Origin of the sequence: Flavobacterium tagetis (assembly GCF_016735615.1) — a bacterium.
GTDB classification, from domain to species: Bacteria; Bacteroidota; Bacteroidia; order Flavobacteriales; family Flavobacteriaceae; genus Flavobacterium; species Flavobacterium tagetis.
In genome coordinates this window covers 1,109,341-1,133,700 of the sequence record NZ_JAERSF010000002.1, presented here as the reverse complement: position 1 = coordinate 1,133,700, position 24,360 = coordinate 1,109,341, and the positions used below count along the sequence as shown (strand labels likewise).

Here is a 24,360-nt window from a genome sequence, read left to right as displayed (position 1 = left end):
TATGGAAACAATAAAATTAGAATTAGACGAAAAAAAACATGGAGCCTTCAACCTTTATGTAGACGACAAAAAACTGGGAGAAATGACAGTAAGCATTAAGCCAGATTTATTAACCGTTTACCACACAGGAGTTGAACCAGAAGCAGAAGGAAAAGGTTATGCAAAGAAACTTTTAGACGAAATGGTATCGTATGTTCGTGCCAATAATTTGAAAGTTTTACCGCTTTGTCCTTACGTTCACGCACAATTCAAAAGACATCCAGACGAATATGAAGATATTTGGAAGAAATAATTAATTCTAAACAAAGTATATCGCCAAAGTTTGTCATTTCGACGTAAGGAGACTCGAGCAATAGCGAATAGGCGAAGCAAACCTTCGCGAGAAGCTCGACAAAGATTGGATTTTCTTTACGGAGTTACTTGTGAAGATTTCTCCTCGGTCGAAATGACAAGATTGTGTGAATCTGTGCGAAACAATCATTCGCCAGTCAAATAATTTAAAAACAAAACAATCATGAATACAGATATTTTAACAGACGGAATTCCTTTAAATGAAGCTAAAAAAGCTCTCATTATGATTCACGGACGCGGTGCTAGCGCTCATGATATTCTTTCCATTGCTAAACATCTTAAGGTTGAAGATTTTGCATTGGTTGCCCCTCAGGCAGAAAACAGAACTTGGTATCCTTATTCATTTTTAGCTCCTTTAAACGAAAACGAACCTTCATTTTCAAAATCATTAGAAGCGATACATCAAGTTGTGGTGGCTATACAGCAAAATGGAATCGAAAAAGAAAACATTTATTTCTTAGGATTTTCTCAAGGGGCTTGTCTTGCACTAGAATTTACAACAAGAAACGCAGCAAAATATGGCGGCGTCGTAGCGTTTACAGGCGGATTAATTGGCGATCAAGTTTATGAAAATCATTATTCAGGGAATTTCGAAAATACACCTGTTTTTATTGGAACAAGTGATCCAGATTTTCACGTTCCTGTAGAAAGAGTCAATGAGACTGAAGCTCTTATGGAAAAAATGGGTGCAGATGTTACTAAAAAAATCTACCCAAATATGGGACATACCATCAGTCAAGATGAGATAAATTGTGCCAATGCATTAATTTTCAACAAAAAATAATGATTACGATTACTCGTGTTTATAGCGATGCGAATGGAGAAAGTCATTTTGAAGACTTTGAAGTTCCGTTGAAAAACAATGGCGATATCGGATTCTTATCGGATGATGAACCTGTTAAGTCAATTGTTTTTAGAGAAGTTAGCCCTTCTTACGATTACGATTTTCATAATGCTCCAGATCGCCAGTATATTGTTTTGCTAGAAGGAGGCGTAGAAATTGAAACTTCGTTAGGAGAAAAAAGGACATTTAATACGGGGTCTATTTTATTGGTAGAAGATACCACAGGAAAAGGTCACAAAACCAAAAATATAGAACCTAAACTGAGAAAATCTATTTTTATAAAGCTGGTTTAAAATAGTTTCAGGTTTCAAGTTTCAAGTTCTGTCGAACTTTGTCAAAGTTTTAAACTTTGACAAAGTTGATACTATTTTTTTAAACACATAGAAACATAGATTTCTTTGATTTGGAAAAGAATAAAGAAAGAAACTAGTTTCTAACACATAGCACTATGTGTATTTATGCAAGTGAAACGCCTTATTACACAAACTAAATCTATGTTTCTATGTGTTAAAACACTTTTACACTTTCAAAAAAATCAATCCAAAAAATGTTCTTTTTTAATTCCTAGCTTCTTCATTCTAGAGCTCAATGTTGTAGACGGCAAACCGAGTAAAACTGCCGCGCCTTGCGGGCCCGAAATTCGTCCATTACATTTTTTTATGACTTTTAGAATGTGCTCCTTCTCTACTTCTTGAAGTGTTTTTGTATAAAATTCATTTACTAAAGCATCTGAACTAGCAATTACAATTTCGGGAAAAATCATTTCTTTGATCTTTTCATCTTTGGCAAACAAAATGCTCCTTTCAACCATATTTTCTAGTTCACGCACATTGCCCGGCCATGCATTAACCATCATGCTGTTGAGTACTTTTTTAGAAAAACGTTTTACGGTTCTGTTCATTTTTGCAGCGTGTTTTTCTAAGAAAAAATGTCCCAAAATAGGAATATCTTCTTTACGGTCGCGTAAAGCAGGAAGTTTAATGGGGTAAACATTTAATCTGTAATATAAATCACTTCTAAAGCGCTCCCCATAAACTTCTTTTTCAAGAATTTTATTGGTTGCGGCAATAACTCTAGCATTCACTTTTATGCTTTTGCTTCCGCCCACTCTTTCAATTTCTTTTTCTTGCAAAACACGAAGCAGTTTTCCTTGCAATTCTAATGGCAACTCTCCTATTTCATCTAGAAAAATGGTGCTGTTTTCAGCTTGTTCAAACTTACCTATTCTCTGTTCGGTTGCTCCTGTAAAAGCACCTTTCTCATGTCCGAATAGCTCACTTTCAATCAAATTTTCGGGAATCGAAGCGCAATTAACCTTTATCATTTTCTGATCTGAAACCTCAGATAAATTGTGAATTGCATTTGCTGCAAGTTCTTTTCCTGTTCCTGTTTCGCCCAAAATTAAAACAGTCGAATTAGATGATGCCACTTGCGAAATCAATTCGTAAACATCTTTCATCGCATTGCTGGTTCCGATAATTCCATGAAAATTTTCATTTTTTGGAGTATTTTTTTCTTGCTTTTTCCCTGAAATCTTCTTCTTTAGTATTTCCAACTCGGCAAGAGTATTTTCATTTTGCTGAGTAAGCATTATGTTTCTTAGCGTAATAGAAAACTGCATCGAAATTCCTCTCAAAACGCGATTAGATTCTCTGCTGAAAGTTTTGACGTTTTTAAAGAAAAGAAAAAGCACATTTCGATTTCCTTCTATATAAGGAAGACCAATTCCAAAAGCGTTTTTAGAACCTTTTTTATAAATGTTCTGAAGGTAATCTGGATAATTTAAATTTGATAAATCGAAAGAAACTACATCAGCAGAATTAATGCACTCATCAAAAAAGCCATCATTTATAGCATAACTTTTTACATCTATATTTTTATCTGTTGAATGAAAAATAAAATACTCCTTTTTACTTTCATCAGAAGAAGCCAAAATAAAATCGTCAAATTGAAAGTTATTTTTTAATATTCCGCTGACAATGGATTCAAATTCCTTTTTGTTCAAAGCCCGAGAAAGTGCTGTACAAATAGACATAATAAGCATTTGTTCCTTTTCTCTTTCCTGCAATCGGTTTATTGTGATCGCAGCTTTATCTATAGGCTTTTCCATAAACGGTATTTATTGTGGTATTTTGGCGGTGATAGCGTAAAAATAAGGAATAGCATTTAGTAAACAAGTATTGATTTTCTAAATATGCCATTTTCAAATCATAAAATTGCGATATATCGTAGGTTCAAAAATTCGGCATTTATCCAAAAGCCTTATTTTCAATGCTTTTTAAAATCGGAATGTTATTTGGTTTGCTTTTGAAGCTTTCAAAAAACAGCGCGTTTTTATTTCTTAATCTAGGTTAATCGATGCAGAAGCATAACCGCCGTAAATTTGTAAAAGAAAAATCAATAACAATTTAATATAAAAAATACCATGGAAAATAAAATTTTAGGCTTACACCATATTACTGCAATTGCAGGTGACGCTAAACGTAATTTTGACTTTTACTCAAAAGTTTTAGGGTTAAGATTCATTAAAAAAACGGTGAACTTTGACGATCCAGGAACTTACCACTTTTACTTTGGAGACGAAGTAGGAAGCGCAGGAACTATCTTAACTTTCTTTCCTTGGGGAGCAGGAATTCAGCAAGGAAGAAAAGGTTCTGGAATGGCAACTGAAATTGGATATTCTGTTCCAAAGGGAAGCCTTGATTTCTGGCAAAAACGTTTCGAGCAGTATAATGTAATTTACAATAAACCAGCTGAAAAATTTGGTGAAAAATATTTGACTTTCTTAGATCCAGACGGATTAAAATTAGAGTTAATAGAATCTAAAACAGATGATAACAGAAAAGCTTGGGAAACTGACGAAGTAAAAGCAGATGTTGCGACAAAAGGCTTTCATAACATTACTTTGACTTTAAACAGTATCAAAGCAACTGCTGCAATCTTAACAGACATATTTGGTTACAAACTGATCGATCAGGATGTTAACCGCTACCGTTATGCAACAGATGCTGTAGAAAATGCTGCGATTGTTGACTTGGTAGAACTACCTGAAGAAAAACGTGGCTTAAATGCTAACGGAACTGTTCACCACGTAGCTTTCCGTGTACAGAACGATGAAATCTTAATGAAATTCAGAGAAAAAATCGAAGAATACGGATTGCAGATTACACCGCAAATCGACAGACAATATTTCCACTCTCTATATTTCAGAGAACCAGGAGGAGTTTTGTTTGAAATCGCAACTGATAATCCTGGATTTACTGTAGATGAAAGCTTAGAAGAATTAGGTCAAAACTTAAAACTTCCTGCTCAGTACGAGCCTCAAAGAGAAGCTATTGAAAAGCATTTGGTTAAAATAAACTAATTTAAATGCTAAAACTGGGGTTAATCCCGAAACACACAACTATTTTTTTTGAAAAGCTGTCCTGATTTGGGATGGCTTTTTTTGTTTCGGGAAGTGAATGGATTTTGATTTTTTATAGGGAAATATTTTATATTTGAGTTATTATAAAATTACCAAAATAAATTATAAAAAATGGCTGAGAAAAAAGAAAAATACGATTTAGAGCCTGAAGCACCAAGTTTGTTAAAACAAATCAAATGGCTTGAAATTTATGGTCGCAAAAAATTGGAAGATAATTATAGTTGGATTACTTTTTCTTGTTGCTTATCCAGCATTTAATCTAATAAAAGAACATTATGCAACTCCAGAAAGACCTAAACCTTTAGGCGCTTTTAATGTTACCTTTATTAATAACCTGGAAGAACCGATTACATTAAATAATTTGGGAGAATTCTATATACATGCACCGGAAACTCCAGGAACTAATAGACAAATTACTTCTGGCTTAATTGAATTTGAATTTCCTCCAAAAACCTATGTCCTAGAGATTAAACCTTCAAAATCTATAACTATTTCCGCTGAGTTAGCTAACGAAAAAAGACTTTTACAATATCTTGATACAGAGGAATTTTTCGCTTTAATAATGATATCCGCTACCCCAAAACCTTTACATGAAGAAGTACTATTTAAAAGAGAGACATTCAAAAACGGGATTAAAATTATTATTGATGAAATAAAAGATCATGACATCAATATTAAAAAATGATAACAGCTACCCAGTTAATAATAAACACATAAAAGCAATTTTAACTACTAAACAATGAAATATGATTTTATCGAATTCATCTAGTCAGGACATTTTTGATAAACATTTTGCCCTAAAGTGTCCTCATTGTAATAATGCTGTAAGTATTTCTGCTATTTCAGTTCCTAATTACAACGTATTAGTTAGATTTAGACCCAAAAAAGTAGGTATAGCATACAAATGCAATGGTTGTGATGAACCAATTTTTTTAAAGTTTGAAATAATAAAATGGGAACTAAGTATTCAAAGAATATCAATTTCTGATTCATATGAAATTATTGAAAGCTCAATGGAGGATTTCGAATATGAATACCTCGAGGGAGCTGTAAAAAATGATTTAAAGGAAGCTTTATTATGTTATTCATTAAAGGCTTATAACGCATTTGCAGCAATGTGTCGAAGAACTATACAGTCATCAGCAACTCAACTTGGAACAAAGGGAAAAGATAAAGTTCAAAAACAATTGGAAGACTTGAAAGAAATGGCTGATATAGATGATGAAACATTTGATGTTTTGAAACAAATTATTATAGATGGACATGACGGGGCTCATCCTCATTTACCAACTTTATCAAAAGCACGAGCAGAGATATTATTAGAATTAATAAAAGACGTTGTATATCAATTATTTGTAAGAAAAGCAAAACTAGCCAAAGCCGCAGAATTGAGGAGTAAGCAAATTTCTGAATCTAAATAAAAAGTAATTGGAAAACTTATATTTCTATTAATTATAAAAAATAAAAAATGAATGAACTAAAACTAACTAGTTTTTTAGGAATTGAATTTGGTTCCAGCAAAGAAATTTCGAGAGAAAAACTACTATCGCGAGAGGGTGCAATTCTTGATGAAGTAAATAGCTCCGAAGATGCTCTTTTCTTTGATGGTTTAAAATTTGGAGGCAGACAAACTTCATATGTACTCCTATTATTTGTAAATAACAAATTCACCAAATCATCTGTAGTCATTACTCCTAAATTAGACGCGTTTACGATTAATTTGTATAAGGAAATAAAGTCTGAGATTAATTCAAAATATTACAAAACGGAAGATGACTTTGAAATTTTTGAAGAGCCTTATTATGAAGATGATGGATATACAGAAACAGGAATTCGAGTTGGAAAGATAAGTTTTGAAAGTTATTGGAAATTTACAGATCAAAATGGAGGTAAAGATGATTTTATCGCATTGAGAATCACAGAAGATATGCAAATAATTATCAATTATGAAGATGGTGATTTATCTGATGAAATGGCAGACAAAAAAAACATAAAAAACAGTGAGGATTATTAAACCCGATAACGCGGATTCCTAGCCCAATATGACAAAAATAAACTTGCTATACATTTGCATTAACCCCAATAAAAATGAACCTAAACACAATTCAACATCATAGCTATGAGAAAGGACTTCCGCAAGAAGGAAATTTTATACTCGGACAAAAAAATGGCTCCAATATTATTGTATATCAGGCATTCAATGATAGCATTGCAGATTATGCCATAAAAAATCAGAAATTCGGAGGAACAGATTACAGCTTCGAGAGAATGACTTGGATAAAGCCCAACTTTTTGTGGATGATGTACAGAAGTGATTGGGCAGAAAAAGATAGCAATCAAAGTCGTATTTTGGCTATTGAGATGACTTTTGAAGGTTTCGAAGAACTTCTAACTAATGGTGTTTTGACAAGTTACGACAAATCATACGGAGATGAATCAACATGGCGGGAAAATTTAAACAATAGCAATGTTAGAATTCAGTGGGATCCAGACCACAATTTTAAAGGAGAAAAGCTAAAACGTAGAGCCGTTCAAATCGGAATTAAAAATGAGGCGTTACAAAAATTCAATAACGAGTTCATAAAATCAATCCAAGATATTACCGCTTTTGTAAAAGAACAAAAAGCGAAAATTGATAGCGGAGACGAATGGTTTTACGTAATGAATGAGTCCATAATTGAAGTCAACAGCGCTTTAAAAAATAAATTTTCAATTCCAGAAGTATTTCACTCACCATTTGTAGAAGGAATAATTTCGGAATTCAATGATAAAAAAACAATCTCCCAAGCAAATTTTGAGAAGTTGTTAAGTTACAGTGACCAACCTGAAAGAGATGAATTTGTTGGTTATGTCAAAAATTACAAAAATACCGAACTGTCAAGATATCTATTAGAAACTGCTATTGCTTACAGAAGAGATGATGAACTAGGAGAATTTGACTGTATGTGTGAAGACCTTTTAACGTTTAGCTACTTTGCTAGTAAAAATAAAGAGGCAATTGATCTTCATTTAATTTTAGAAGCTAAAATGGTTGATTTTGACACTTGGTGTGGATTTGATGGTGAAATGATTTTTTATCCATTGGGTCTTCAACCAACAAAAGAGTACATAGCTGCGAATAAGGATTTTTTGGTAGAAAATGTTGAAGGCTTTGCACCCCAAACAGCCGATTATTTTATTGAATCTTTTGATGAAGAATATATGTATAATCAAATTCATAGTAGAGCGTTTTGGTACTTTTGATCAAAAAAATGTAACTTTAAGCATATAAAAACAAAAAAGCCATGCAAAAATTACAATTTAAAAAAGAAATAAATGCATCTGCTCAAAAAGTATATGAAACGATGCTAGGCTTAAAGGATAAAGCTACTTACGAATATTGGGTTGCCACTTTTAATCCAACTTCTACTTATGAAGGCAGTTGGGATAAAGGAAGCAAAATACGTTTTGTTGGAACAGATGAAAACGGTAATAAAGCCGGAATGGTTTCGGAAATCGTAGAAAATAAACCTGCTCAATTTGTTTCCATTCGCCATTACGGTTTTTTGGATGGAGATACTGAAGTAACCACAGGCGAACAAGTTGAAAAATGGGCAGGCGGACACGAAAATTATACCTTTGAAGAGAATAACGGCATTACAACCGTAACTGTAGAAATGGATACAATTGATGAATATTTAGATTATTTCAACAGTACTTATCCAAAAGCTATGGATAAATTAAAAGAAATTTCAGAACAATAAAAGTTAAACTGATTTTTCACAAACATATAATATTTTAAAAAAGCTGTCTAAATATAGACCCCTGTCTCGTCCTGAAAAAAGTTTACATATTTACACTTAATCCTAAAATAGATAACAGACAATAAACTTCTTAAAAAAATCGCGTGGAAATAGAAACTATTAGAAATATAATTAGAAAAGCACTTGAAGAACTAGTAGATAAAGATGATGAAATTTTTAAACAAAAATTGCCTAAACTAGGAAAATCTACTGAAAAAGAACGAAAATTAAATAGAGAATTACACGAAACAGCTTTAAATCATAGATTCGCATTCTATCTGGAAAACGGTTTGATAAATAAAAACTTAACAACTTATAATGTCGATATTGAATACAATAGAAACTTTTCAAATCCAAAATCTGTAAAAATGGAAGGCATAAAAATTCCTGTAAGACCCGATATTTTAATTCATAAAAGAATGAAAACTTCAGAGTCAGATTCACATTTACTTATAATCGAAGCAAAAAAAGGCAAACCCTCTGATCATGATATTGAAAAAGTTAAAGCGTTTATGAATGATACTGATTATAAATATAAATATGGATTAACCGTTTCGTATGCTTTCAATCAAAATCAAGTTGAAACAATCTTGTATTCAAAATCGAAAAACAATAAAATAGAAAAAGAAAAAATAAATGTAAAAAGAAAAAGCTACAGTTAATTTCAGAACAGTAAAACCTGCGACTGGCATATCAAAAACAAATAATAAAAAAAAGCTGTCTACATTCTAGACAGCTTTTTTTTATGACCTTTTCATCACATAATTCTTTTTTGAAGTAAAAAATTAGCTTGAAAAATGTTTTTTAAACACTTTCAAAACACTTAGTTTTACGTCTCCAAACAATCCTAAACATGAAAAAAGTAATCTTCTTACTTTTACTAACTTTCTTTACCACACCCTCTTTTTGCCAAAATGAAACCGATAAACTTAAGCTTCAGAAAGATAGATTAATGTTACATAACGTTGCTATTTATCTTCGCAACGTTAATCAAGGATCTATAGATATTGACAGCGCGATGATTTTAGCCTGCAAAGCGCACAAACTTCCGTACACGCTTGCCAACGATGAAGGATTTAATGACGGATCTAACTTTCCGGGAAATAATTTAATTACCAATAATTATGCTCGCGGAGCAGAATTGCTTTTGCCGAGATTAAATACAACAGATCAAATTAAGCTGGCGTTGCAAATTGGGAGTTTTTATCTTTTTAAAGCTGGTGCCAAAAAAGAGGATCTCAAAAATGCGCTTTTATATATCAATAAAGCTCAAAAACTGGCAGAAAAATCTCGAATTAAAAAATGGTACTTTCAATCTAAATATCTTCTTGCCAAATATTATTATCAGGCAGGCAAGCCTGAGTTGAGCAGTACGATTTTTTTGCAGCTGGTTAATGCAGCAAGAAAGACACAAAATGAAAAAATACTAGCAGAAGCTATTGACAATCGAGGTACTTTTATGCCTGACAGCAACAAGGAAAAAGCAAGTATTTTATCTGAAGCTTTGGCCATTTATAAAAAGACGGGCAACAAGGAAAAAGAAATTGAAACTTACATGAAAATTATTCCAGTTCATTTTTGGACTGGGAATATGAAATTGGCGAAACAAGAACTCCTAACAAGTCTTAGCCTTCAGAAAAAAATAGGTTTTCTATACACACAGTACACCGAAACTACTATTTCGTATATCGAATTATTCCACAACAATTATAAAGATGCACTTTATTATGCTTTGGAAAGCGTTAGTTCGATGGAAAAAACGAAAGATTATGCTTTTGCTGACAGCTTCTACATTCGTTTAGGGAATATTTACAGCAGTACAGGCTATTATAAAGATGCTATCAAATTTTACCAAAAAGGAATTGAATACAATCAAAGGGAGATTAATGCAGGAACTTGGTATAAAAGCTTTTTTGGTGCTGTAAGATCATTAATGAATAATTCTAAATACTCTGAAGCTTTAAAATACCTAGAAACCAACTCTAAAAAATATCCGCCAAAAAACAATTTGGATAATATGATCCTGAATCAGCTTAAGGCTCGCTGTTATGAAGAATTAGGAAAGTTGAAAGAAGCCGAAACTTGCTATGAAAAACTTGATTTTTTTGCAAAAAAGCTAAATACAACTGAAACAATCAAAGATGTTGCAGACTGTTACTCGATTATGGCGCTGTTTTACATCAAAATTCATAAACCGCACAAAGCAAAAGAAATTACAGACAGAATCATATCAACATCTAGTAAAACAGAAGGTTATAGTCGTTATGTTTTAGAACTTGCTTTGTTTAAAATTGATTCGCTAAATGGCAATTATCTTTCAGCGATCGAACACATGAGAAGTTATACTCGAATTCAGGATTCAATGGATAACATTACTAAAAACCATGATTATGAAAATTTGAAATTCAAGTTTGAAACTAGTGCCAAAGTACAAAATATAAAATCTCTAAAACAGCAAACCGATCTTCAGAAACGTGAACTGCATTCGTCTAAACTTTTAAACACCATTTCTGTCAGCAGTTTATTTTTGCTACTGATAATTATTATTTTGTTGTACAATAGAGCAAAAATTAAACAGCGCAATACTAGCCGACTACAATTGAAAGAAAAAGAAATTAAGCTTAAAAATGTAAAATTGGAGCGTCTGGTCGAAGAAAAAGAATGGCTTTTGAAAGAAATTCACCATCGCGTAAAAAACAATCTTCAAACTGTCATCAGTTTACTTAATTCGCAGTCTTCTTATTTGAAAGATGATTTGGCAATTTCTACTATAAAAAATAGTCAGAATAGAATCTATGCAATGTCATTGATTCATCAGAGATTATATCAGGAAGATAATGTTTCTATGATCAATATGCCTGATTATTGCAATGAATTGATTGAATATTTAAAAGAGTCTTTTAATGCCGAATACATTCATTTTGAAATTAAAATTGCCTCTATAGAATTGGATATTTCTCAAGCAATTGCTGTTGGACTAATTACAAACGAAATTATAACCAATTCGATAAAATATGCTTTTAAGGATACTTCAAATTGCAATATCTGCTTCAAATTATCTGAAGTAAGTGAAAATTGCTATATGCTCGAGATTTCTGATAACGGAATTGGCATACCGGACACTGCAGAATTGCAAAATAGCAATTCGTTCGGAATGACACTTATAAATGGCTTAAGCAATACGCTTGAAGGAGATTTAGTTGTTAAAAATGAAAATGGGCTTAGCTTTCAATTGGTGTTTAAAAAAGATTTTAGATAAAAAACTAATCTTCGGCTGCCATTAATTCTAATTTTGCCATAATTAATGCAAGATTATTTTCTAGAATAATTTTTCCGTCGCGCCATTCTTTTTTATTTGAACCTCTAGATATTCTAAAAATGAAATCGCCTGTAAAAACATATCCCCAAGTTTCTCTCATACTATTTTTGGTTAGTCTTTTTTGTGCTTCTCTTAAATCAACTTTAATTTCAGTTCCATTTTTAAAAACCACAGTATCCAATCCGTCTAGGCCTTTTCTAAATTCATGTCCGCGATATTGAATGAGTTTAATTAAAGTATTCATAAAGCGTAAAGCCCGATCCAAGTTTTCTTTAGAAACATATAAATCCAAAATTTCCAATTTATCTAGCAGAATATCTTGATCTACGGTTTTGCTTTCCCAATATTGCTTTGTGGACGCAATAATCTCAACTGGTTTTTCTAATGTATCGCTAACGCTTAAAGGAGCATGAACGTCGTTTTTTATACTTTGAGTCAAATCAAGCAAAGGTGTAGATTTTAAAGGAACTCTAAGTTGCATTTCGTAGGTCTTTTTTAAAATTGCAATCTCATTATTTCCATTATAATCTAACGAAAGCTGTGGAACATTTTTTCTCTTGTATTCGGGGCCGATCCAATGTCGGCTTTTAGGAAGCGGAATATTCATTTTTTCGCATGCATTTTTAATTCCCATACTGGAAACTTCATAATGTTTTGCGATCTGCAGAATTGGAAACTTCCAAACCAAAGTATAAAGTTCTGATCTAGTAAAAGTAATTTTGTCCATGAATCAATTCAAAAGGAAATTCACCATCTCCATAATTGCTTACAGAAATGGTGAATTAAGAAAAATTAAGTACTACTCTACTCCGCCTCCTAAAGCACGGTACAGGTTAATTGCTGCATTCAGTTTTTCGAGTTTTATTGTTACCAAATCCAATTCGTTTTGAAGCGAACTGTTTTGAGCTGCGATAACTTCAAGATAATTGGCCATTCCGCTCTTGTAAAGCAAAGAAGCATCTGAAGTCGCTTTCTCTAAAGATTCTGCTTTGTCTTTTGCCAAAATCATGCGTTCGTCGGCATATTTTAATCTAGACATTGCATCGTTAACTTCACCAACTGCCGTTATAAAAGATTGCTTAAATTGTACAACAGCTTTTTCCTGTTCTAAAACGGCAACTTCATAAGCAGTTCTTAATGCTTTTTTTCTAAAAATTGGCTGTGCTAAATTGGCCGCAATAGTTTTGGTGATTGAACCTGGAAAATCGAACCAGTTTTCAAATTCAAAAGAGTTAACCCCAATTGACGGGTTTAAACTTAAAGTCGGATACATCGTCGCTTTTGCTAATCCAGTTTTAGCGTTAGCAGACATAACAGCATATTCGCTGGATTTTACATCTGGCCTTCTGCTTAAAAGCGAAGCTGGAATTCCTCCTGCAAAAAGTACCGAAACTTCCGCAGCATCTATATTTCCTGCTCTCTCGATCTTATCGGGATATTCTCCGCATAAAATCTGCAAAGCATTTTCTTGAACAGCTATATTAGCTTTCGCTAAAGGCACTAGCAATTCAGCTGTTTTCTTTTGAGCTTCGGTCTGATTTACTGCCAAAGAACTGATTGAACCCGATTTGTATTGCAATTGCATCATACTCAAAGTGTTGGTACTCAATTCGATGTTTTTCTCTGCAATTTTCAATTGCTCATCCAATCCTAAAAGATTATAATACGACTGCGCAACCTGAACAATAATTCGGGTTTTTAATGCTGAAAGATTCTCTTTTTGAGCAAAATAAGCCGCTTTAGCATCTCTCTTCTGCATCGCTGCTTTTCCCCAAATATCTACTTCCCAAGAAAGACGCAGATTTGCGCTGTAATCATCCATATAATCTTTACCAATAAATTGTTGGCTCAAAGATCCGTTTAGGGAATTTTTAGACGGATAAGAACGGCTCGCTCCAGCATCGAAATCTAGTGTGGGTAATAACGATAATTTGGCTTGTTTATAACTGAGGTCGAGCTGTTCCATGCTTTTCATGGCAATGATAACTTCATTGTTTTTTACTAAAGCTTTTTCAATCAAAGCAACCAGTAAAGGATCTTTATAATAATTTTTCCACGGAAGCAAAACCGTGTCTCCAGTAACCGCGACCTCTTCGCGGTATTTTTCTGGAGCATTTAATTCTGTACGGGAATATTTTTTTCCTACCACGCACGATGTCATGATCGTTGCGGTAAGTAAAACCATTCCAATTTTATATAATGTTTTCATTCTTATTCTTTTATCGTTTGAACATGAGTTGCGATCTTCTTTCTTGATACTTTTTCCTGTAAATATTGGAATACAATGAAAAGCAACGGAATCACAAAAATTCCCAAAACAACACCGCTAAACATTCCGACCGCAGCACTTACACTAATAGATCGGTTTCCGACTGCAGTTCCTCCAGAAGCAAACATCAACGGAATCATACCTACAATAAATGCCAGCGAAGTCATGATAATTGGACGTAATCTTGATCTTGAACCTTCAATTGCGGCTTCGATTATTGTTAATCCAGCAAGACGCCTTTGTAAGGCAAATTCCACAATCAAAATCGCATTTTTCGCAAGAAGTCCGACAAGCATAATTAATCCGACCTGAACGTAGATATTGTTATCTAAACCAACCGCTTTAATTCCAGCAAAAGCTCCTAAAATTCCTGTTGGAATTGAAAGCAATACGGCAAGCGGCAATAAATAACTTTCGTATTGTGCTGCCAATAAAAAGAATACAAACAATAGACATAATCCAAAAATGGCAACAGTCTGGCTTCCTCCTGCTTTTTCCTCCAAACTTAAACCTGTCCATTCGTAAGTGTAATCAGAAGGCAATTTATCTAAAACTTGTTCTAGATTTTCCATAATTTGTCCGTTACTATAACCAGGCAACGCCATAGCTGTAATATTTACCGAATTGTAAAGATTGTAACGATTTACAGATTCTGGTCCGTAAACTTTATGGAACTTCACGATTGATTTTACTGGAACCATTTGCATATCAGCATTTCTCACGAAAATTTCATTAAACGCATCTTCATCCATTCTAAAAATACCATCAGCTTTGACATTCACACGGTAAAATTTACCAAATCTCGAAAAGTCAGCTGATTGGTCTCCAGCAAAATAAGTTTGGATATTGCCTAAAAGCTCTCTGATATTCACACCCATTTGGCGCGCTTTATCTTCGTCAACTTCCAATTCCAATTGCGGATAATCGGCTCTAAAAGTCGTGTACGCGTATTGCACTCCAGGTTGTTTCATAATCTGTGCAATAACCTTATCAGACATCGCTTTTAAAGTTTCTGGGCTTCTCGCCATTCTGTCTTGCAACACGATTTCGGCACCACTTGTTACACCAAAACCTTCTACTGGAGGCATTCTGAAAACCATAATTTGGCCTTCTTTAATTTTAGCCAGTTTTCCGCTTACGATGTTCATGATTTCTTCAATATCTTTAACTGCTCCCCTGTCCTTCTTTGGTTTCAGTTTTATAAAACCTAATCCATACGCTGGACTGGAACTGTTACTCAAAATATTAAATCCTGTAATACTCGTATTGACATCAATTGCTTCTAAAGGAGCCAATTCTTTTTCCAATTTCTGAATTACCGCCGTAGTTCTGTCAAGTGCTGTTCCTGGTGGCATTGATAAACTGTACACCATAAAACCGTCATCTTCAAGAGGCACGAAACTTTTTGGCGTAGACATCATGGTATAAACCGCAATGGCAGTAATTCCTGTAACTACTCCTGCAGCAAGCCATTTTCTGCCAATTAAGAAACGAACGCCTTTAATATATCTTCCCGTTAAATTGTTGAAACTTGTATTAAATCCGACGAAAAAACGGTCTTTGAAGCTAGTCTTATGTTCATTTTCTCCATGTTTATGTCCGTGATTTTTTAACAAAAGCGCACATAATGCAGGCGTTAACGTCAAGGCATTTACAGCTGAGATAATAATCGCAATGGCCAACGTATAAGCAAATTGTTTATAGAAAATCCCCGAAGATCCCGTCATAAATCCAATCGGAATAAATACCGCGGACATCACCAAAGTAATCGAAATTACCGCTCCCGTGATTTCTGCCATCGCGCTGTGAGTCGCTTCTTTGGCTGAAATTCCTTCGTCTTCTTCCATTTTACTATGCACGGCTTCGACGACTACAATGGCATCATCGACTACAATTCCGATCGCCAATACTAAAGCAAAAAGCGTTAGAATGTTAATTGTAAATCCGAAAACGAGCAGGAAGAAAAACGTTCCCACAATCGCAACCGGAACTGCAATAGCCGGAATAATCGTCGAGCGAAAATCCTGAAGAAAAATAAATACTACAATAAATACCAGAATAAAAGCCTCTAACAAGGTTGATTTTACCTGTCCTGTAGCTTCGTCCAATCTCTCTTTGGTACTCATTACGTTAACGTATTTAATACCTGGAGGAAAAGATTTAGATAATCGTTCTACTTCTTTATTGATTCCGATTTCGATGTCATTTGCGTTAGAACCGGAAGTCTGTAAAATGGCCATTGTAACGGCATTTTTACTATTCGATTTGTTGTCCCCGCTGTACGAAATAGAGCCAAATTCTACTCTCGCTACATCTTTAAGTCTTAAGACATTGCTACCAACGTTTTTAACGACAATATTTTCATATTGCTCTGGTTTGTTCTTTTTTCCTTTGTAACGAATTACATATTCTAAAGCCGCAGAAGATTCTTCACCCAGTTTTCCTGGAGCCGATTCTAAACTCTGTTCCGCAATAGCTTGAGTAACATCTGACGGAACCAAACCTGCATTCGCCATTTTACGCGGATCTAGCCAGATTCGCATCGAATAATCTTTCACCCCAAAAATCTGAACCTGTCCTACTCCAGGAACACGTTTCATTTGAGGCACTAAGTTGATATTCGCGTAATTCTGCAGAAACAACTCGTCATATTTGCTATTATCATCTGTATACAAGTTGAAAATAACAATCATACTATTCTGCTGTTTCGAAGTCGTTAATCCCATACGGATAACTTCCTGAGGCAGTTTTGGAGTCGCCTGCTGCACTCTGTTCTGCACGTTTACCGCTGCCTGATCTGGATCCACACCTTGTTTGAAAATGACACTGATCGAAAAAGATCCGTCATTACTTGCAGTAGATTTGATGTACTGCATGTTTTCAACTCCGTTAATCTGCTCTTCCAAAGGCGTTACTACCGAACGAATAACGGTTTCGCTATTTCCTCCTGGATACGAACCGCTTACCATTACTGTTGGCGGCGAAATATCTGGGAATCGCGTTACAGATAATCGGGTAAGACCTATAATCCCCAGTATAACCAGTACAATAGAGATAACTGTGGCCAATACTGGCCTGTCTATTATTTTCTTTAACATGGAAATGTTATTTTATTAAATGAAAAATTATTTACTGCCTGTATTTGCAGCAGCGATTTTTGGAACGACTTCCATTCCATCATAAAGGACATCGATATTATTTAGCGCCACTTTATCTCCGGCTTTCAATCCAGATTTCACAAAATAATCTGCTCCAGCGCTTCCCGCGATTTCAATTGGAACCATGGCTATTTTGTTACCTTCTTTTAGAACAAAAACAAAAAATTTATCTTGGATATCTTTTACGCTTGCCATTGGAACTGTAATTACAGATGATAAACTTTTATTTAAGACAATTCTTGCCGAACCACCAGAACGCAATACTTTCTTCGGATTTGGAAATATGGCTTTTAAGGCAATTGTTCCTGTTGCACGATCAATGTTTCCGCTGGCAACTTCCAGTTTTCCTTTTTGATCGTACTCGCTGTCATCGGCCATAATTAAACTCACGGTCTGATTGCTTTTTGCATCTTTAGAGAAAGCCAAATAATCTGCTTCTGTCAAAGAAAAATATACAAATACGCTATTAATCTCCGAAAGTGTAGTTAATGGAACGGCATCGTTTGGTGTAACTAAATTCCCGATACGGTTTGGAATACGGCTAATATAGCCGCTTACTGGAGCTTTAATCAAAGAGAAATCGGCATTTAACTGAGATGATCCCAAAGCGGCTTTTGCTTGTGCTACTTGTGCAGTTGCGGCTTCGTAATTGGCTTGTGCGGTTTTTAGCTGCATGTCTGAGAAAACTTTTCCTTCAACCAAAGGTTTGATTTTTTCCACTTCCAATTTAGCATTGGCCTGATTGGCTAAAGCGCTTTTATAAGCTGCACGGCTATTGTTTACTTGTTCAGCATACACATCGCCTTTAATCTTAAAAAGAGATTGTCCTTTGGCTACATAGTCTCCTTCTTTTACATAAATAGCTTCAAGATAACCTGATACTTGAGCTTTTATATCAACGTTCACAGAACCTTCGACTGTTCCTGGATATTTCTTTTCTACTTCTCCTGTTGCCGAATTGGTCTGAAGAAAATCTACTTCTGGCTTTGGAGGAGCCATTTGTCCATCTCCGCTTTTCCCGCATGAAGAAAGGGAGATCATTATCAATAAAATTGCAATTTTGGCAATTGCGTTATTATTTTTAAAAAACTGTTTTGTCATTTTACTTTTCATTTTTAAATGAATTACCTCAAATTTGGCAGCAAAATAACAGCGCAAAACCGCTTTTTTATGAAAGAAATTTACCCAAACGACATATTTTGATACTGAAACGTTGGCTTGGGTTTATGCCACGAAGGCGCTAGGACGCGAAGTTTTTTTCTGCCACGAATTCACGAATTTTCTCTAATTAAAATTATTGTGTGAAATACTGTAGATATAATTTCTCGAATTTTTATCAGTAAAAATGACAAGCATTATCATAAAATATAATAAAAGAAAACTTCGCGTCTTAACGCCTTTGCGACAAAACAAAAACCTTAGCTACTTTATCTATCCATCCACTGTTTAAAGAAAGGTGTTTTTTCACGACTAATGATCACCTCGCGTTCTGGATCTAGTTTAAGTTGGATTTTAAGCTTTGCGTTGAAGTAGTTCGCAATAGATTTAATGCTTTCCGCGCGAATAAAAAACTGGCGATTGGCACGAAAAAAGAGATTCGGATCTAGTTCCTGCTCTAGTTCTTCCATGGTTTGCGGAATAGAGATAATTACACCAGATTTAAGGAATAAATTACTGGTTTTAAACTCAGAATATATAAAGTCGATATCTGAAACATCTACGCTTTTATAGCCATCACGATAGGTTACTAAAAAGCGCATTCTGAATACGGGTTTCTGAATCAGTTCTTTTAGAATTCCAGCTATATTGGTTACGTTGGATTCGTTTTTATTTAAAGATTTGAATTTTGTTAAGGCGAATTCCAATTCGTTTTTTTCGATGGGTTTCATCAAATAATCGATACTGTTTACCTTAAATGCACGAATAGCATATTCGTCATAAGCTGTAGTAAAAATTACAGGACAAGTAATATTGATTTCATCAAAAATAGCAAAACTCAGTCCGTCTGCTAAGCGGATGTCCATTGTAATTAAATCTGGACATGGGTTCGATTTCAGCCACGCAACAGTATCTACAACAGTGTCTATAATGCCTAAAATCTCACAATTGGGTTCCAATTCTTCCAATAGCCTTTTTAATCGGCTGGCGTTAATACTTTCATCTTCTACAATTAAAATCTTCATAACTCTTAAATTAATGGCAGACGTACGTCATAATAACCGTTTGATTCAGTAAAAATCGGCATTCTTTGAGATAAAATTTTATAACGGAATTTGATGTTTTTATTTCCAATTCCTGTTGAAACCAAAGCCTTTCCAGCAGTTCGTTGCAAGTTATTTCGAACAACAATATCACCAGAATCAGAAAAAACTGTAATCGTAAGCGGATTTGCTAAAGTTGCCATATTGTGTTTTACGGCATTTTCTACCAACAACTGTAATGTTAAAGGCGGTAAATGAAGTGCTAAGGCAGAAGAATCAATTTCAATTTTTAAAGCGATTTTATCGCCTAGCCTTTTCTTTAATAAGTAAAAATAAGCATTTAGGAATTCTATTTCTTCTTTTACAGTAATGGTATCTTTATTTGAATTTGAAATCATATAACGATATACTCTCGTTATATTTTCTAAGAACGAAGCCGCTTCTTTCTGATCTTCATAAATCAATTCAGTCAAAGTGCTAAAGTTATTGAACACAAAATGCGGATCTAACTGCATTTTTAAAGATTCTAACTTAGAACGCGTTACTGCTTCCTGCAATTCCGACGCTCTAACTTTTAATTCAGCCGTTTCTATTGCATTTAAACGCCATCTGTTTAGCAAAAATATTCCGGTATGAATGGCACTTATAAACAATGATATAATGGCTGCCATAATCTTAGACTGCCAAATGGTAACCAAATCATTTACTTCTAAGGCCGTACATGGATATAAATAATCCCAAAGCCAAGAAAAAAAATAGTTTAAAAGAATATTTCCTGCAATTAAGCAGATAAATTGGGCAATAGCCCTAAAAGCTGGATTTTGTTCCCAACTTATATAATAGTTTAATTTTCGGCCAACAAACAAAGTCAACTCTGTAAGTATGGCACAATACAACAAAATAATGAAGATATCGAAGGTTTGGTCTAAATCGAGCAAACCTTCTTCTTCAAAATTTCTATACGGATTTAGAAAATAATACGATGAAAGATAGACCAAAAAAACGGCTGGAATTACTATAACCCTGTAGTATTTATAGAAAAAATTCTTGCCTGATTTTTTATTTTGGTTCTTTCTACCCATTTATTCCCTCAACTGTAAAATTGAAAAATCCTATCTTAGTGTTCTACTAGAACACCTTCTTCTTTTTTGTCTGCTTTAATTGTAGCAACTGGATTTTTCTCACGCATAACGCCCCATTTTAAGCACGTTGCACCCCAAGAAAATCCTGCGCCAAAAGTAGTGATCAATACATTTTGTCCTTCTTTAAAATCGTCTTTGAAATCCCATAAACACAACGGAACTGTTGCTGATGTTGTATTTCCGTAACGGTCAATATTTACTTTTACTTTTTCGAAATCAATACCTAAGCTTTCGCCCACAGCAGTAATAATTCTTAAATTAGCTTGATGTGGAACTACCCAGTCAATTTGGTCTGATTCTAATTCATTTTTTGCCAAAGCATCTTGAGAAACCTGGCTCATTGCTGCAACGGCTCTTTTAAATACAAAAGCACCATCTTGTTTCAAATAATGCGTTCTGTGCAAAAGGCTCTGCATAGAAGTTGGGTTTCTAGAACCTCCAGCTGGTACAGCCAAAGAAGAAACACCGCTTCCGTCTGTTTTCAAAATCGTTTTCATTAAACCTGCATCAGATTCAGTTTTTTCTAATAAAACTGCTCCTGCTCCATCTCCGAAAAGAATACAAGTATTACGATCTTCATAATCTACGATAGAGCTCATTTTATCTGCTCCAACGATAATCAATTTTTTGTAGCGTCCGCTTTCGATCATATTTGCACCCATTTCCAAAGCGTATAAAAATCCGCTGCAAGCTGCATTCATGTCAATTCCAAAAGCATTTGTAAGTCCGCTTTTATCGCAAACAATACTTGCTGTTGGTGCTAAAATGTGATCTGGAGTTGCTGTTGCTACAAGCAAAGCTTCAATCTCACTGCGATCTACATTATAATTTTCGAAAAGATTTTCAATCGCTGCTGCGGCAAGATCAGATGTTGCCGTATCGTCGTCTGCGATTCTACGTTCTCTAATTCCAGTTCTTTTGATGATCCATTCCTCCGATGTATCAACTGTTTCTGAAATCTTTTTATTGGTCAAAATTGATGATGGCACGAAACCACCTATTGCTGTAATAACTGCGCTCATTGTTTTTATTTTTTTTAAGCTTTGTACTCTTAGAACCCAATGCTTACTACTTTTCTCTTCTTTTTATAGTCCATTTAGAACTGATGCAGGAACACAATCTCTTCCTTTAAAAAGCCGATTAAATCTGCTGACAATACTTTTTATGAGAAATATTGTTTTTAAAACCTGAACAAGCTAAAAAACACTATACAAAATCCAATTAAAATAAATTAAAAATCTACACCAAGTGTTCTCTCGGTATTTACGTGGAATAAAATCTTTAATTTATCTTATTTTTAAAATCATACAATGCTATTTCAGTTTGTAGATAATTCTCAATTATAGCTGTTGCCATACTGATAAAAAAACCTATTTGCATTTAAGTTTTTAGAGTGCCACAAAATTAATTTAAAAAAATCTGAAACCAGCAGACAATTAAGAATAATTAACAAAACTGGCTTAAATGTTATAATATAATTTTGAAATTAGGCAACAGGCCAAAAAAATTATTGAATCTCTAAAATCAAAAAAAAAACTGTTAAATTTTATTTTGATACTATTTCCTCAAAAAAACTTTATAATTTTTATATCATTAGTTTTAAATCAAATCAATCTTTAATAATTCGGAAACGACAATAATGGGATCTCAAGCCCTGCTGCCAGAATCCTAGTTTTGCTTCTATGAACCAAAGAATCCCAAAAACCGTATTTTTGAGGCACCATAATCAGAAGATTGGCCTCATAATTCTTAATTTCTTTTCTTATTTCATTAATAACAGCATTCGATCTTACCGTTTTATAAAGATATTTTACGTCTTCAAATTCTTTTTCGATATTCGAATTCAATAAAATTCTGTGTTGTTCTTCTTTCAAATCATCCAACTTATCATCTACAGTAAAAAATTCAATTTCGGCTTCAAAATCTCCTAAAGCATTTTTTATCCAGCTGAATTTTTTAATAGCCGAAAAACTTAAATTGTCACAAGCATATAAAACCTTTCTTATATTAAGGAAACGTGCCTTTTCAGGAACGGCTAAAACTGGAATCTGCAAATTTTTAATCGCCGTTGTAGTTGAATTTCCCAATAATTCTTGCTCAAAAGAACGCTCCGCCATTCCCATTACCACAACATCTGCATTTGTTTCTTTGATAATTTTCGGAAGCTCGTCTTCTAAAAAAGAATATGTACAGATTGCTTCGGTTTCAATTCTAAACAAATCGGCTGTTTCTTTTGCCAAATTTTCTAACCTAGCAATTGCTCTATCAATCTGCTTCTGCATGGCATCTGCAGTTATGTGTGAGTTTGCACTGTGTACACTTAAAGAAAATGAATTAAATAAAACCAATTTTGCGCCAGTAGCTCTAGCAAGTCCTGCTGCATAAGCAACAGCGTTATTTGCAATATCAGAAAAATTTGTCGCGGCGATTATAGTAAGAGGTGAAATCATAAAATAGTAATTAAGCTTTCTTGCAAAATTGCTCATTTTAATGCTTTAAAGCTTTTTTATATCACTGAATAATCATTTTTCACCACCCAACCGTAAAATATCATTCCTGAAAAAATAGACTTTCCTTTTTTGTTTCTTACTTTAAAAACGATCCAAATAATCAAGTCGGGCAGTTTTAATATTTACTATTTTTACTTATCATTAAAACTTCAATAATGGATGCCAAAAACCTTTTAAAAGAACATGTCTCAAAAATAGTTGTCTTAACAGACGAACAGTTTGATTATTTCTTTTCTCATTTTAAAACAGAAACTTTTAAGAAAGGGCAAACTATTATTACTGAAGGTCAGAATGTCGATAAAGAATATTTTGTCGTTTCTGGTTGTCTAAAGTCTTTCTATGTTAATGATGAAGTAAAAATGTATATTCTGCAGTTTGCAATGTCTACTTGGTGGGCGTCTGATTATGCAGCACTTTACAACAAGACCAAAGCCACTATTAATGTTGATTGTATTTCGGATGTTGAAATTCTTTCTCTTTCGAATAATGACCGAGAAAAAATCTGCAGAGAAATACACGAAGTAGAACATTTCTTTAGATGGAGAACCAATCGCGGTTATGTGGCTTCTCAGAAAAGGCTGCTTTCTTTTATGAACAATGATACTAAAACGAGATACGAAGAATTGCTTTCGCTCTATCCTGCCTTATACAATACTGTACCTAAACATTTAATCGCCGCTTATCTTGGTGTTTCTAGAGAAACTTTAAGCCGATTATACAACGCTTCTAAGCCGCATTGACGAATGTGATCTACATCACATAATCAATTTTGAATCTCGCCATTACTTTGTACTATAAATTAATAACGATTTAAAAGTATAAAATAATGGAAACTAAAAATTTTAAAATTTCGAATACAGAAAGTCAAGTAAACTGGATTGGAAAAAAAATTACCGGACAACACAACGGAACAATCAATATTGAAGAGGGTAATTTTACTTTTTCTAATGACGAACTAACCGGAGGAAATGTTGTAATTGACACCACTTCTATCGCAATTCTTGACGTAACCGATTCCGCAACAAATCAGCAATTTGCTGGACATCTCGCATCAGACGATTTCTTTTCTACAGACAAATTTAAAACTGCTTCTTTAGACATTACAACTGTTTCTAAACAAGCTGAATCTAACTATTTTATTGAAGGCAATCTTACGATTAAAGCCATTACACATCCAATTGATTTCAATTTGGAAGTAAAAAACAATAACAATGAACTGAAAGCTTCTGGTAAAATCATCATTGACCGTACTAAATACGATATGAAATTCCGTTCTGGAAACTTCTTTACCAATCTTGGCGACACTTTGATTTACAACGAATTTGAACTAGACGTTAACCTTACAGCAAAACTTGCTTAA

General features: G+C 33.9%; 22 protein-coding genes. 13 read left to right on the top strand and 9 right to left on the bottom strand.

Annotated features, from left to right (window positions below; translation table 11 throughout):
* The first annotated feature begins 1 nt into the window (after position 1).
* The 3 genes from JI750_RS12320 (at position 2) to JI750_RS12310 (ending at position 1,488) form a co-directional block, all read left to right on the top strand.
* A complete protein-coding gene (locus JI750_RS12320) occupies positions 2 to 292 on the top strand; it encodes a GNAT family N-acetyltransferase (RefSeq protein ID WP_202002151.1) in 291 nt (96 codons plus the stop codon).
* 222 nt (positions 293 to 514) lie between these two features.
* Complete coding sequence (locus JI750_RS12315) at positions 515 to 1,135, top strand: alpha/beta hydrolase (RefSeq protein ID WP_202002148.1); 621 nt, start codon at positions 515 to 517, stop codon at positions 1,133 to 1,135.
* On the top strand, positions 1,135 to 1,488 hold the full coding sequence (locus JI750_RS12310) for a cupin domain-containing protein (RefSeq protein ID WP_202002145.1): 354 nt from the start codon (positions 1,135 to 1,137) through the stop codon (positions 1,486 to 1,488). Before JI750_RS12315 ends, JI750_RS12310 begins: the two co-directional genes overlap by 1 nt.
* 242 nt (positions 1,489 to 1,730) lie before the next feature.
* Here the strand turns inward: JI750_RS12310 and JI750_RS12305 are convergent, their stop codons facing one another.
* Complete coding sequence (locus JI750_RS12305; RefSeq protein ID WP_202002142.1) at positions 1,731 to 3,305, bottom strand: sigma-54 interaction domain-containing protein; 1,575 nt, start codon at positions 3,303 to 3,305, stop codon at positions 1,731 to 1,733.
* A 315-nt stretch (positions 3,306 to 3,620) separates the two neighbouring features.
* Here JI750_RS12305 and JI750_RS12300 point away from each other — a divergent pair, with 315 nt between their 5' ends.
* From JI750_RS12300 to JI750_RS12265, 8 genes are all read left to right on the top strand, one after another.
* Complete coding sequence (locus tag JI750_RS12300; RefSeq protein ID WP_202002138.1) at positions 3,621 to 4,559, top strand: ring-cleaving dioxygenase; 939 nt, start codon at positions 3,621 to 3,623, stop codon at positions 4,557 to 4,559.
* A gap of 250 nt (positions 4,560 to 4,809) precedes the next feature.
* The gene (locus tag JI750_RS12295; RefSeq protein WP_202002136.1) at positions 4,810 to 5,304 is read left to right on the top strand and encodes a hypothetical protein; all 495 of its coding nucleotides are present in this window, start codon (positions 4,810 to 4,812) and stop codon (positions 5,302 to 5,304) included.
* Between the two features lie 61 nt (positions 5,305 to 5,365).
* Complete coding sequence (locus tag JI750_RS12290; protein ID WP_202002133.1) at positions 5,366 to 6,040, top strand: DUF4145 domain-containing protein; 675 nt, start codon at positions 5,366 to 5,368, stop codon at positions 6,038 to 6,040.
* 47 nt (positions 6,041 to 6,087) lie between these two features.
* The gene (locus tag JI750_RS12285; RefSeq protein WP_202002129.1) at positions 6,088 to 6,633 is read left to right on the top strand and encodes a hypothetical protein; all 546 of its coding nucleotides are present in this window, start codon (positions 6,088 to 6,090) and stop codon (positions 6,631 to 6,633) included.
* 74 nt (positions 6,634 to 6,707) lie between these two features.
* Positions 6,708 to 7,862, top strand: a complete 1,155-nt coding sequence (locus JI750_RS12280; protein WP_202002126.1) for a DUF4291 domain-containing protein — start codon at positions 6,708 to 6,710, stop codon at positions 7,860 to 7,862.
* A gap of 41 nt (positions 7,863 to 7,903) precedes the next feature.
* Entirely contained in the window at positions 7,904 to 8,362 is a 459-nt protein-coding gene (locus JI750_RS12275) for an SRPBCC family protein (protein WP_202002123.1), read from the top strand.
* Between the two features lie 143 nt (positions 8,363 to 8,505).
* Positions 8,506 to 9,063 (top strand): hypothetical protein, encoded by a 558-nt coding sequence (locus JI750_RS12270; protein ID WP_202002120.1) that lies wholly within the window; start codon positions 8,506 to 8,508, stop codon positions 9,061 to 9,063.
* 191 nt (positions 9,064 to 9,254) lie between these two features.
* The gene (locus JI750_RS12265; protein ID WP_202002117.1) at positions 9,255 to 11,660 is read left to right on the top strand and encodes a sensor histidine kinase; all 2,406 of its coding nucleotides are present in this window, start codon (positions 9,255 to 9,257) and stop codon (positions 11,658 to 11,660) included.
* A gap of 4 nt (positions 11,661 to 11,664) precedes the next feature.
* On the opposite strand, the gene JI750_RS12260 is transcribed toward JI750_RS12265, so the two are convergent.
* The 8 genes from JI750_RS12260 to JI750_RS12225 all read right to left on the bottom strand — a co-directional run bounded on the left by JI750_RS12260 (position 11,665) and on the right by JI750_RS12225 (position 22,976).
* A complete protein-coding gene (locus JI750_RS12260) occupies positions 11,665 to 12,447 on the bottom strand; it encodes a hypothetical protein (RefSeq protein WP_202002114.1) in 783 nt (260 codons plus the stop codon).
* 72 nt (positions 12,448 to 12,519) lie between these two features.
* Positions 12,520 to 13,929, bottom strand: coding sequence for an efflux transporter outer membrane subunit (locus JI750_RS12255; protein ID WP_202002111.1), 1,410 nt, complete (start codon positions 13,927 to 13,929; stop codon positions 12,520 to 12,522).
* Between the two features lie 2 nt (positions 13,930 to 13,931).
* Positions 13,932 to 17,087 (bottom strand): efflux RND transporter permease subunit, encoded by a 3,156-nt coding sequence (locus JI750_RS12250; protein ID WP_202002108.1) that lies wholly within the window; start codon positions 17,085 to 17,087, stop codon positions 13,932 to 13,934.
* Positions 17,088 to 17,114: 27 nt separating this feature from the next.
* A complete protein-coding gene (locus JI750_RS12245; protein WP_202002106.1) occupies positions 17,115 to 18,248 on the bottom strand; it encodes an efflux RND transporter periplasmic adaptor subunit in 1,134 nt (377 codons plus the stop codon).
* A 326-nt stretch (positions 18,249 to 18,574) separates the two neighbouring features.
* On the bottom strand, positions 18,575 to 19,330 hold the full coding sequence (locus JI750_RS12240; protein ID WP_202002102.1) for a LytR/AlgR family response regulator transcription factor: 756 nt from the start codon (positions 19,328 to 19,330) through the stop codon (positions 18,575 to 18,577).
* Positions 19,331 to 19,335: 5 nt separating this feature from the next.
* A complete protein-coding gene (locus JI750_RS12235; RefSeq protein WP_202002099.1) occupies positions 19,336 to 20,430 on the bottom strand; it encodes a sensor histidine kinase in 1,095 nt (364 codons plus the stop codon).
* A 35-nt stretch (positions 20,431 to 20,465) separates the two neighbouring features.
* On the bottom strand, positions 20,466 to 21,512 hold the full coding sequence (locus JI750_RS12230) for a beta-ketoacyl-ACP synthase III (RefSeq protein WP_202002097.1): 1,047 nt from the start codon (positions 21,510 to 21,512) through the stop codon (positions 20,466 to 20,468).
* Positions 21,513 to 22,106: 594 nt separating this feature from the next.
* Positions 22,107 to 22,976: a universal stress protein gene (locus JI750_RS12225; protein ID WP_236673031.1), complete on the bottom strand. Its 870-nt coding sequence runs from the start codon at positions 22,974 to 22,976 to the stop codon at positions 22,107 to 22,109.
* Positions 22,977 to 23,155: 179 nt separating this feature from the next.
* Between JI750_RS12225 and JI750_RS12220 the strand changes: the two genes are divergently transcribed.
* Positions 23,156 to 23,740, top strand: a complete 585-nt coding sequence (locus JI750_RS12220; protein ID WP_202002095.1) for a Crp/Fnr family transcriptional regulator — start codon at positions 23,156 to 23,158, stop codon at positions 23,738 to 23,740.
* Between the two features lie 86 nt (positions 23,741 to 23,826).
* A complete protein-coding gene (locus JI750_RS12215; RefSeq protein WP_202002093.1) occupies positions 23,827 to 24,360 on the top strand; it encodes a YceI family protein in 534 nt (177 codons plus the stop codon).